We start from the raw sequence: 12384 nt of genomic DNA, 5'->3' as shown, positions 1-12384 counted from the left end.
GGAGCCATCCCCCAAGCGACTAAGCGGCTCAAGGAATGGCTCTTCTGCAAACTGCTTATTCAGGTTTTAGTTGCCTAAACGGTAGATGTTATACATCAACACGGCTGCCTGCGCGCGGTTGGTCGTGTTTTGTGGATAAATGGATTGATTATAGCCTTGCACAAGTCCCATCTCCACTAAAATATTGACACTATTTGCAGCATAAGCCGATATATCAGCTGCATCCTGGAATGGAGCAGCTTGAGCGGCCGCGACTTGCGAGGAACTTTTCTTCGCGGCCTTCAATGCCCGCTCCGTCAAGACCATCATGTCTTCTCTTGTAATCGGGTCCTGCGGCCTAAAGAGATTGCCGTCACCTCCCTGAGTAATGCCGAGCCCTCTAGCTACCTGCAGCGCTTCAGCATAATAAGCTTTAGATTGCACGTCCGCAAACGTGCTGCCTAACGTTCCCTTCAGCTCCAAGGTTCTCACAAGCAGCAGAAGAAAGTCTGCTCGGCTTACTTGTTCCTCCGGAGCGAACAAGTGGTCCGATGTACCTTGCACAATCCCTTTTGAAGCAAGCACCTCAATCTGTTTTTTCGCCCAATCCAGGGCAGCAACATCCTCGAAGGTTTTCTTAACAAATCCTACAGCATACGTGCTAAAATGGGTAACCGAAAAGGTAACCATACCTGTTAGACTGTCATATTTGCCGTTGGAAACCGTAGTAGGCATTCCTTGCCCATCTACATACCAAATGACAATATGTTCGGAATCGGTTAATTCGGAGGCACTTGGCGAATAGGGAATGCTAACCGTTATCGGAGCGTTCGGATTCGACCAAGGAATGATGCTGCCTCCTGAATGAATGCTCAAATCAATGACAGGACGGCTGCCGATTTGGTTTTTCAGGCCTTCATCCCATTTGCTAGTATCTACCTTGCCTACATGAAGCTCCACCTCATCTACGGATAGCTCCGACTCCTTGAACAGATTGCCGGGAGTCGTAATCGTAGCGAGAGGCGTTGCCAGCTTCAGCTGAACATTTGACGAGCTGCCATTGACAGCTGCTGCTGGCAGCTGCGTCACATAAGAGCGGGCGCCTTGTGTTTCCTGGATGCTGACAACAACCGTTTTCTTCGCACTAGTGTCCGCTTTGGCCTCTGACAGCGCCCTATCCCAGGTGCTTGCATCAATTTTTGCTTGAGCCGCACCGGTTGCCTGATCCAGCTTTACTTGTGGCGAGATGCTTCCTGCTGACGTCTCTTTGCTCTCGGCCGCAGTTGCAGCCGGAGCGAGTCCACCCCCGCCTGCTCCACCTCCACCGCCGCTAGGCGGTGAGCTGCTATTGCCTGAACTCACTCTTTTTACTATTTGAGCTTCGAATATTGCCACCGCCGCATCCAATTTCGCTTTAGCTGCATCCACTTCCGATTGGAATACCGCCGCATTGTTAGCGGTGAGGCCAGCCTGATCTACTGCCGTTTGAAGCACCGCTTTCGAGCCGGCAGGGTATTGCCCGACAATCTCGCCTTCCACAGCCAAAGCAAGCTTATTCTGAGCATTGGCGATGGCTGTTAGTAGAGAAGTTTTGTCAAGAGCCTGATTCTGAATTGTAATCTCATACTGCATCCCGCTTAATGTGAAGCTACCGCCTGTGCTGCTTAACAACACATTGCTAAGGGAGACTTGGGCGTTCGTTTCCTGTGGGACCGCTTTTGTGCTGAATGTGAACTTTAGCAGCTCTCCATTTGCACTGACCGAGCTTCCAGCTCCCGTTGTCGCAGTCGTGATTTGAACCTTGCCTGGCGACAGCTCTCTTTTGTCTGCAACGGTCAGCTTGCTGTCCAACGGGCTGGCTGAAACCAAATTCAGCTTGGTCGAGTCGAACTGTACGACCATACTATGGCTGTATACTTGCTGGTAAACGCTTTGCGTAACGCCATTGACAGCCCAAGTGAGATCAAACGACTGTCCTGCCGCAACCTTGGCAGGTCCGTACAGCATGGCAGCGGCAGGTGCAGCATCGGATGGGACCGATTCTCCAGCTTCATTGACTGCAACTACCTTATACAAATACTTTTTACCGTTCAATCCAGTATCACTGAAGGTAGTCGACGTTACCGGTGCTGTATTCACTTGCACGAATTTGTCCCTCGCAGAGGTCGAACGAAATACGTTATAGCTCGTAGCAGAGCTAACACTGCTCCAATTTAATACGATGGAGTCATCACTTTTTGTAACTACGTTCAGCCCAGTTGGCTGCGCTGGTATAAACAGCTTGGGACCTATTACCCTGAATTCATAAATACTTGCAAACTTAGTCGAGGCTGCGGGACTAATTCCTGTAAAGGTCAGCTTGACGAATCTGGCCTTCACAGGAATGGCTAAATCATCAACGAACGTAACGCTCCCCGTTGTATTTGTTGTTCGATTGACGATCGTAGTGTAGTTGTCCTCCTCCTTCTGCTTTGCTTCTATTTTATATTGATAAGCCCGGCTGCCCTGAGGGACAACCTCTAACCGTTTAATCGTGTTGATCGTCTGCAGATCAAGCTCGATCCACTGCGGGAAATCAGTTGTAGCTCCAGCCGAGGCCCATTTGGTTATTGCATCCCCGTCTACTGCTAATGCAGCGGCTGAACCGCTCGCGTTTTCCTGAGTCGAGTAGTCTTTCAACTTATTTAACGCCAGATTGACGTCCCCTGCTGGTTCAGATGCAACACCGCTGGTATCAAATTTGAAGCTGATTGTTCTTGTATAATCGCCTGCCGCTTTATTCTTTTCACCCTCCGGACCGGCACCTGCAGGTGTGTCGAATTTATTCCCCATTCCCGATATTCCGTCAAGAAATGAAATATCCCCGATTGGCATTAAAGCTACTGCTCCACCAGCATCAGCGTTATCGTAGCTGAAAACAGGATTGAACAAGCGCAGAAATAAATGCTCGTCCTTGCTAGCCATCGTAATATTGCCCTGATTCGTTTTCAATACAGCCATATAAGTATCGCTGTAATAACCATTGAATTCCGGAAACTGCCAACGTTTGGTTGAGTCGCTGTAAAGCTTGTTCCATACACCGAAGCTCGGGCCCCTCATTCTGTTTTTATAAACATGAAACGGCCCTTTACCCAACCAGCTGATGCCGTTGACGTTGGTCTCCGGATAGCTGAAGCTGACGCCTATATTATCGTAATCGCCGTTCAGATTGTATTTATACTCCAGATCGACCCAGCCCGATGGGTGAATCGTCCATTTGGCGTATTTCATATTCCCTGTATAATTAACCTGCACAACTTGATCGTTTCCACTGGAGGAAACCGCTATATCTTTAAAGGCTTGCGTACCAGCAGCAAGAACTGGCCCGTTATTGAAAGATACTGATTTGCCGTCCTGACGGACATCAGCCAATTTACCAGTTGCTTTATCAAACTTCAGGACGGTAGCTCCGGCAGCAACTACGATCTGCGAGCTGCCTTCAAGAGCCGTTGCGGTTCCCGAGCCTTTGCTTGCGTCAACAAGCCGGCTTCTGAAATCGAATGCTTTTTTGATCATCCATGTCCAGGACGTAATGGTAATCCCGGTTTCATCCTGAACCGTTACAGTTAGCGCATCGTTGTTCTTCCACGTACCCGGTAAGCTCAGTTGCATAAGCCCCTTGGCTCCCGGTGCTACATTAGGACCGGCCGCCTCTCCGCTTTCCCCCACAGTGTATCCTAATTCAGAGTTGGACGGATTATTAAAATTCAGCAGTTTCCACGTAAATTTCAGCTGATTTAAATTTTTGAACTGGTAGCTGTTAGCAAGGCTGATAGCCCCCGTAAACCCTGCAGGGAAGCTTTTCTCCAGATTATCCGAGTCCGTCAGCTGTACCGGCGAGAAAATATCTTTAATAGTAAAGTAGCTGCCTTCCTTCTCGCGATATGGGCCTACGATACCATCGGGTGCAGCGTTGCCGGCTGTATCAATTGTACCATCCGCCTTCTTGACCCCTTCGTCCAACAGCGCCCAAATAAATCCGCCGGCGGCCTTTGGCTTGCTAGCATCACCCATCAGCTTCCAGTAATCATTCAGCCCTGCACCTCCTCCACCATCATACATCGCATGCAAATATTCGGTTGGCATAAATATATTAGGCTTTACTTCAATCTTCTCTTTGGTGCTTTGATAATTTTCATAGTGATCCGTATCGATATTATCATTCAAAGTCCAAGGATGCAAAACGGGTCTTTGCTGCGGGTCAAGAGATTTAAACATTGGGTCCAGATCTGTGTTCCAGCCCCCTTCGTTGCCGTTAGCCCAGAAAATAATGCTCGGATGGTTTACATCGCGCGGAATCATTTCGTTCACCAGCTTCGTGCCGACAGTCGTATCATAGGACTTTTGCCATCCGGTCAACTCGTCAATCACATACATTCCAAGCTCATCACACAGTTCCAAAAAGCTTTTATCGGGCGGATAATGAGAGGATCTAACTGCATTCATGTTCATTTCCTTCATCAGCATAATATCCCCACGATCAATTTCGGGAGTTAGCGTTCTTCCGGAATCCGGCCAGAAGGCAGCTCTATTCGCCCCTTTAAAAATCACCTTAACTCCATTGACGTAAATGCCATCGCCTTGCTTGACTTCAACGGTTCTGAAGCCGAAGCGTTCGGTGGTTTTATGAATATCCACACCTTGTTTTTGTAAAGATACAACCACCTTGTACAGATTAGGTGTTTCAGCAGACCACAGCTTCGGATTCGCTACTGTTGTCTTAAGTCTTCTTGAGGTAATCCCCGGGCCTACTGATGCTGTGAACGGTGCCCCGACATTTTGCCCGTCCAGCGTTTGAATCTGGGCTACCACTTTGTCGGCATCCGTAATGTTATCTACATAGACATCGACGGCGAAGCTGCCATCCGCCTTGGCGTTAATGGCTGTTCTCCCGATAGCTTGGACAGGAGTCACCTCCAGGTATACAGGACGGTAAATACCTCCGAATATCCAGAAGTCCGACTGCCTCTCCGCCCGATTGACCGAGCCGTTTGCAGACGTTTTACTAACCGTTGCCTCAAGCAAATTGGATTGACCGTAAACCAGCTTGTCTGTCACGTCATATTTAAATCTGTAAAAAGCGCCCTGATGGACTGCCCCCGTAGATTGACCATTAATTTTAACGTCGGTGTCGGTCATTGAGCCTTCGAACACCAGATTCACCCGCTGCCCCTGCCAGCTTGCCGGGACGTTAAAATTACGCTTGTAGAGCCCTTGCTCGCTGCTTGTAGAGAATCCGTAGCCTAAATTTCCGAAGCCCTGCATCTCCCACATGGAAGGTACAGGAATCGTGGTCCAGCTACCGCTTTTACTTCCGTTCGTTACGAAAAAATCCCAATTTACCGTGTGGTCCTTGTCCGTACCGGATAAATATTGAACCTGAGTTTCCACAGGTGCAGGTTCAATCGCAGCCTGGGCCTTCTCAGGTGCAATAGCAGGAAACACAGAAAACACTAGCGCACAACATATTAGACATAACAGTAATGATTTAGGCGGTCTTGCTTTCATGGATAAATCCCCTTTCAACAGTCAAGAATGTAAGCGCTCTATATACCTTTTATTATAGTGCTCCCTAAATAACAACTTCACCAGTAAAACTAGACATCTTTTCATGTTAAAATGCTTGATTCCAAGAAATAGCCTCCCGTTTTTGGTTCTCTTTAGTCTATAATAATCTGGCAAATACAATCCTCCCAAATAGTCAACAATGGCCAGCTCATTGTAAGCGTTTTATATATCTTATATTATAAAATATCTGGTGAACTAACTTTACCTACAAAATTAGACATCTTTTCATATAATAACAGGAACACATTTATTAAAGTAGCAAATGAAGGTACTACTAATGAAAGAGTCAATGTTGCAATTAATAGGTGCTTAGTAAACTTTCTCAATAATTTCATCTCCTCAATAATATAATTATCGTATTATGGTATTTTTTAGACAACTATTAAATAATGCTATAAATATATTAAATGAAACTATGTAATTTTATAATGTGCATTCCGTTTTAATAGGATACAAGATAAAGTGATGAAACATAGTTCAACAAACTGCAATAGACAAGAACGGCCATCGAATAGGTTTAACGTTTTGATGACGTACGCAAAGCAACGCTCTATAACGATCCTGAGATACGTGTACGGTTATTCAGGGGTTCTTAAACTTCATGAATTGACTGAATTTGTTCAGTGTAATTAAACAAAAGAAAATTGATTGGAGTTTTTTTTGTTTGTTAAAAAGGAGGAGTCTGGTTTGGAGAGAAACTGAATTGCTTTGCAAGAAATGTGACCATCACGCAAGGCGTTTGAAACAGTTGTCAAACAAGGCGTATTTAGCTTTGATATGTCTTACCAGTGGTACCAGTTTAACTGCCGCGGCAGGACTGCTCCTTGTTTTGTTCGACTATCATTTCCCGGTAGTTAAACGCCGTTGTGTGCCACTTATCGCTTCCCATAATTCAATCAACAATATGTTCATCTCTCCATACAGCTGCAACCTCAAGCCCCTCACAGTTTGTTTTGTCTGAAGGCACAATTTTGCCTTTGTGGTAGATTTTAAAACTGCCAATCTGCTTATCAATGGGTGGCCAAGATGCCTCTTCATTTTCGAATGGACGATTAGTTATAAGAGGCCAATCATCGGGTTTAAGTATATAATCGTATATCCCTACAGTAAATTGATATTCTTCGTTTTGTGGTAAGTCTTCAAGTTCACTCATTCATTCAAGAACATATGCTCCATATTATAAATATTTACATTTTATTAGATTGCCATTACAGTCTATTAGTTGAGTAAAGGCAGCCGATCCATTTAGACGGCTGCCTTCTCCTGTGCTTATTCGTCTAACTTATTGTAGACGATCCAATATCGACTCCCGTGAGTAGGAATACTGGTTTCAAAAACTGATGAAATAAGTTCTTGTATTTTATTAGATGTATACAAAGCCCCGACAGGTGCAACTCGCATAGCAGCTCCGCAACCTTCGCCTTCAAACGTTATTCTGGAAGGATCAGCACACTGCTGAAACTTTCCAAGAGCTAACGTAAACTCGGTTTGATCTTTTACACTCCATTAGCTTTCTTCCTACAAACTTATGACTAATTGGGAGACCTTCTACAATTACTCTAGAAATTTGTTCAGTATCATCCGTTGTTTCAGCAAATTTATATTCGTAGTGTTTACCTTCATCTTTGAAACTACCTACTCGTCATCGTTAGGACTCTGTCATCTCTACTACCAAAAATTGTGAAAAATATGCAAATCACCATAGTACTAATGCATTTCCCCGAACATCCTAATTTGCATATTATAACTATATAAAAACAGATCTGTTGATTAAACAAATTATGTAATTTGAAAAACCAAAGATGATTTTGTGTCCGAACCATAAACTGAATTTTCTCAATCCATTCAATGGAAGTTGGTATATATAAATGCTGCATAATACAGCGTAAGAAAACCTTAATCTACCAACGAGCTTTGTACATTTGTGAAAGGTTGTGGTTACTGTGTCTCAGAGAATATATGTAAGTGACTCCCATTTTTCTTGTTGCCACGTATGTAGAGGCATGACAGTAAGCATGTTAAGCTTTGCAGATTTTTATGCGTTGATGCCTTCTGATAACGCAGCAACAGTTGCCCCCGGTACAGACGTAAGTTTCCCACAAAATGGACCTACTAGTGGAACTGTTATTACCCGTACTGGAACCAGTACTTTTAACTTGTCCGCAATTGGCACTTATCAGGTCTTGTTTCAGGTGAGTGTGACCGAAGCAGGTCAACTGATTTTAACTCTCAATGGTACTGACCTAGTAAATACTGTGGTAGGACGAGCAACAGGTACTTCTCAGATAATAGGAATGGCTCTTGTGCAAACAACAGTCATCAATTCAGTACTCACTGTACGAAATCCTGCTGGCAATTCCACGGCACTTACCATCACTCCTCTCGCTGGAGGAACAAGGCCTGTTTCAGCACACCTTGTTATTACGCAAATCGCATAGAGGCGAAATAGAATGCATACTCATGTCCCGTTTCCCATCAGCCCACCATACCGCAGACTCTACTGAAATAGCTGTGCATTTCGCAATTGGCACATAGACTAGCTGATAAAATGGACTGCAGCAGGCAATGCGCGTATGTCTAAGAAAAAGAAAATTTTCTTCCCAGACATATGAACAATCATTATGCAATTCTGGAGCGAATCATCAATTCGAATTTACCTTTGCAGATTTTATCCTCTTCGCTTGTTCTGGTACACATTATTTTTAAGTTTTTAATAGAGCCTACAACAAAAACAGTTTCCTGATATTCATCTATTGTCTGCTCAATTATTTTTTTTTTTGAGCTCATATTTATGATAGCTTTCATTTGGCAGTCCGAGTCGTTTTCAATTTTTAAGACACTTGTAGATGGGCGGTGAATACCTACGGTCCGAAAATAAACACGGGTTTCTCCATCGCATTTTTGAAATATACGACCGCATATTTTTATTTTTTCACATACATCAAATCTCGGTTTCTTTTTGCATTTCCTCTTTTTCCCCTTTTCCCCTTTTTTCCTCTTTGATGAGCAGCAGCCTGTTGTAACGTTTACAACGGTCTTTTGCCTTGTCGTTTGAGTAACTGCTTTCAAATCCCCCAACCTCCCCATCAAAAATAAAACCATCCTTTGGAATTTAGTTTATTTATGCTATGGGTAAACCGTACTAAGACAGATAACCATTTATCGAATATACGTTGCGAATGGGCAAGTTATCAGAGGTACTAGCGGATACAGGCTATATTGTAGTTACGTAGTTATATATTAAATACTGATTTATTAGAGGAGGATACCTAATCGATGAGTGGGTGTAACAGTATGATAGGCAATCATGAGTGTTGTAGTCAAACCTCATTTGTGCAGGATAAATTGTGTGCTACTTATACTTTGACAACCGCTACACCACAGGTCATCTATGCGCTAAATACAAATCCAACTAAAACGTTTGTATCCGGCACCATATCATTAGACAGTGGACCGACTGGTGGTACAGTAACAGTTGAATTTCTGCTTGGTGCTACTGTAGTGGAAACGGAAACTCTAACTGTAGGTGCTACTCTTGCATTTACCAAAAGTGGCTTTACTTCAATAACATTAACAGGAGTTGCTCCATTTACACCTCCATACCAAGGAGAGTTCTGTTTAACTCCACGGTATCCCTTAGGCTAATAGCATGGATCTGTAATTGGGAGAAGATAATCCAATATTTTATGAAATTGTCTACGCCTTTATTGGTTACCTTCGGGCAAAACAGCAAGTAATCCTAGGAATTAACCATTTATCGAATATGCGTTGCGAATGGGCAAGTTATCACGGGTTCAAGCGAATACAGGCTGTACCCTAGTTACGTAGTTATATAGTCAATACTGATTTATTAGAGGAGGAAGTCTAATTCATGAGTGGATGTAGCTGTAATAACCAAGCCTTAGCGGTAGGTAATCATGAGTGTTGTAGTCAAACCTCATTTGTGCAGGATAAATTGTGTGCTACTTATACTTTGACAACCGCTACACCACAGGTCATCTATGCGCTAAATACAAATCCAACTAAAACGTTTGTATCCGGAACCATATCATTAGACAGTGGACCGACTGGGGGTACCGTAGCAGTTACATTTCTGCTTGGTGCTACTATAGTGGAAACGGATACTCTAACTGTAGGTGCTAGTCTTGCATTTACCAAGAGTGGCTTTACTTCAATAACATTAACAGGAACAGGAGCTGCTCCATTTACACCCCCATATCAAGGAGAGTTCTGTTTAACTCCACGGTATCCCTTAGGCTAATAGCATAGATCTGTAATTGGGAAAAGACACTCCGATATTTTATGGAAATGTCTACACCTTTATTGGTTACCTTGGGGCAAAATAGCAAGTAAGCCTTGAAATTAACCATTTATCGAATCTGGCGTTGCATCTCGGCGTGATATCACAGGTACAAGCCGAATACAGGCTGTACCGTAGTTATGTATTTATATATTCAATACTGATTTATTAGAGGAGGAAGCCTAATTCATGAGTGGATGTAGCTGTAATAACCAAACCTTAGCGGTAGGTAATCATGAGTGTTGTAGTCAAACCTCATTTGTGCAGGATAAATTATGTGCTCCTTATACTGTGACAGCCGCTACACCTACGATCACCATCTATGCGCTAAATACAAATCCAGCTAAAACGTTTGTATCCGGAACCATATCATTAGATAGTGGACCGACTGGTGGTACAGTAACAGTTGAATTTCTGCTTGGTGCTACTTTAGTAGAAACTGAAATTTTATCTGTGGGTGCTAGTCTTGCATTTACCAAAAATGGCTTTACTTCAATAACATTAACAGGAACAGGAGCTGCTCCATTTACACCTCCATACCAAGGAGAGTTTTGTTTAACTCCAAGGTATCCCTTAGGCTAAAGGCATGGGATCTGTAATTTGGAAAAGACGATTCGGTATTTTGTGAAAATGTCTACACCTTTATTGGTTACCTTGGGTGTAATATAAAGAACTTCGATGTAAATCAAAGAACGGCCCTATCGCAGATGATGCGAAGAAAGCCGTTCTTTTGTCATTATTCGATTTCTTTACTTATCTTTATAAGAGCGGTAGAAGTCTCTATAGGCATATCTTGTAATTTGGCGATGTTGGTCAATACATTCTCTTTTTCTAATAATAAATAAAACATCGCCCCCCTGGCGATGTAAGCCAATTCGCTAAGTTCCACCAATAATGTCCTGTAGGCTCCAGGCCCCAAAATGACGCTGTCCAAACGATGCTTTTGCTGAAGTCCTTCGACCCATCGTTGCAGTTTTTTTAAACCCTTCTACGGTGTTACTATACGAGAGATGACGATTTGAGAGCACGATCCCGCAATAATTAGTAGCTTGTGCCACATGAGTCTCTCAGCCATGTCGATAACAAGATGAGATGTGCTAATTCGTTCAATTCGTTGATTTTGTACTTCTGATTGTTTAAACTTCATAATAAGAGCGCCTCCTTGATGGTGTTGGGTTGTAAGCCCGGGACAAACCCATCATACCGAGGCGCTCCTTTTTTGACAAAGGCTATTTCTTAGCCCTAACAGGAATGTTTAGTTGAGAAAAACCGGCTGCCGTCTCCTAATGTTTATTGAGCTCTCGTTCTTCGATAGCGATAATCGTATCTTGTATTAGGGTGACAACATATAGTGTCCTATTGTCTTATCAAACCTGTTATATTCCATATATCTTCTTTTTATTAAAGTTGTAACGAACCCTAGACAAAAAATGCTGACCCGGCAAAGGCTCAGCATTATTACTCCTTATTCAAACTTATAATTATAGAAACGACATAACTTCGCTTTGGCTTTCACGATTTCCGCACATTGGGGACATTCTTTCGAATCGTCTGACGTTGTAGCAGCAGTATGCTGAATTATCAAAACTTCTTGCTCAATCAATTCTTGCTGGTTCAACATGTGTTGTTGGAAGATATCCTTCTGCTCATTCATTTCGGACTGATACTTTGCATCCATGTTCTGCCCAGAGTCAAAATTCGACCCTTGAGCAGCCCATGTTATCGTTTGTTAATTTACATTAATATAAACATATGCATCATTAGCATACGATGTCGAAGTAACGCTGATATTGATACCAGTAACCGATGGATTATTGTACCAATATAGATTCTCAGTCGAGATATGAGCATTACCAGATGTATGCACGCTGTAACCATCATACCAAAGATATGCGCCAGGCATTACATATCCATAAGCAAGTTCATTCCCATTTTGATCTGTAATCGTAAAATCTAATTCTGAATCGTAACTGTTAAAGTTTCTCAATGCAAGATCTGAAATACGATTCCCACTCAATACGCCGGTATTATAAGTTTCAGGATTCCCAGACAACTCGTAGTAAGCATCATCAGCATATGCAGGCAAAGCAACAGTAAGTAAACACATTACGACCAATAGAAGTGCAAATAAACGTTTTTTCATGAATTCTTCATTCCCTTCGATTTGTTTGTTGCTTGAGGCCAAACCAGTTCAATACGTTAAAAGCTACAGGTTTCACCTCACTTTTCACGGGTTTTGTAATCGATTTCATGTCAATCCAAATGACCAAATCTACGATGAGGGTGACTTTGCTGTATTAGTTCTATTTTACAAATAGAAAAATTAGTTAATATAGGTCGATAACACCATAAATGGTTGCTTAAACCACCTAAGACCTGTGGTTCACCGGTGTAGTGGAACGGATTGTTCATGGCTTCTACTTTGGCACTCGGATTGTCACAAATATCATAATAACTGTTGATGTTATTGCCTGCTGCATCCTTGATAGCTACAACAG

The 12384-nt window shown here is 43.0% G+C and carries 9 protein-coding genes and 1 pseudogene; 4 read left to right on the top strand and 6 right to left on the bottom strand.

What is annotated here, in order from left to right; translation table 11 throughout:
- Nucleotides 1-66: 66 nt before the first annotated feature.
- From NV381_RS05070 to NV381_RS38375, 3 genes and pseudogenes are all read right to left on the bottom strand, one after another.
- Nucleotides 67-5526 carry a glycoside hydrolase family 2 TIM barrel-domain containing protein gene (locus tag NV381_RS05070; protein WP_258212190.1) on the bottom strand — a complete coding sequence of 1820 codons (5460 nt, stop codon included), beginning with the start codon at nt 5524-5526 and terminating at the stop codon, nt 67-69.
- A 952-nt stretch (nt 5527-6478) separates the two neighbouring features.
- Nucleotides 6479-6739, bottom strand: a complete 261-nt coding sequence (locus NV381_RS05065; protein WP_258212189.1) for a hypothetical protein — start codon at nt 6737-6739, stop codon at nt 6479-6481.
- Between the two features lie 116 nt (nt 6740-6855).
- A pseudogene (locus NV381_RS38375) lies at nt 6856-7032 on the bottom strand (ADP-ribosylglycohydrolase family protein); the annotation flags it as partial.
- A gap of 569 nt (nt 7033-7601) precedes the next feature.
- Here NV381_RS38375 and NV381_RS05060 point away from each other — a divergent pair.
- Entirely contained in the window at nt 7602-8024 is a 423-nt protein-coding gene (locus NV381_RS05060; protein ID WP_258212188.1) for a hypothetical protein, read from the top strand.
- A 181-nt stretch (nt 8025-8205) separates the two neighbouring features.
- Here NV381_RS05060 and NV381_RS05055 read toward each other — a convergent pair whose 3' ends face one another.
- The gene (locus NV381_RS05055; RefSeq protein WP_258212187.1) at nt 8206-8655 is read right to left on the bottom strand and encodes an S-Ena type endospore appendage; all 450 of its coding nucleotides are present in this window, start codon (nt 8653-8655) and stop codon (nt 8206-8208) included.
- Between the two features lie 207 nt (nt 8656-8862).
- Here NV381_RS05055 and NV381_RS05050 point away from each other — a divergent pair, with 207 nt between their 5' ends.
- From NV381_RS05050 to NV381_RS05040, 3 genes are all read left to right on the top strand, one after another.
- The gene (locus NV381_RS05050; RefSeq protein ID WP_258212186.1) at nt 8863-9231 is read left to right on the top strand and encodes a DUF3992 domain-containing protein; all 369 of its coding nucleotides are present in this window, start codon (nt 8863-8865) and stop codon (nt 9229-9231) included.
- 226 nt (nt 9232-9457) lie between these two features.
- A complete protein-coding gene (locus tag NV381_RS05045) occupies nt 9458-9847 on the top strand; it encodes a DUF3992 domain-containing protein (RefSeq protein WP_258212185.1) in 390 nt (129 codons plus the stop codon).
- A gap of 228 nt (nt 9848-10075) precedes the next feature.
- Nucleotides 10076-10468, top strand: coding sequence for a DUF3992 domain-containing protein (locus NV381_RS05040; RefSeq protein ID WP_258212184.1), 393 nt, complete (start codon nt 10076-10078; stop codon nt 10466-10468).
- Between the two features lie 154 nt (nt 10469-10622).
- On the opposite strand, the gene NV381_RS05035 is transcribed toward NV381_RS05040, so the two are convergent.
- Nucleotides 10623-10820, bottom strand: coding sequence for a hypothetical protein (locus NV381_RS05035; protein ID WP_258212183.1), 198 nt, complete (start codon nt 10818-10820; stop codon nt 10623-10625).
- Between the two features lie 795 nt (nt 10821-11615).
- Entirely contained in the window at nt 11616-12029 is a 414-nt protein-coding gene (locus NV381_RS05030; protein ID WP_258212182.1) for a hypothetical protein, read from the bottom strand.
- Nucleotides 12030-12384: the final 355 nt, after the last annotated feature.

Source organism: Paenibacillus radicis (ex Xue et al. 2023), assembly GCF_024722015.1.
In the GTDB taxonomy this organism is placed as follows: domain Bacteria; phylum Bacillota; class Bacilli; order Paenibacillales; family NBRC-103111; genus Paenibacillus_S.
This window is presented reverse-complemented; position numbering and strand designations above follow the sequence as displayed.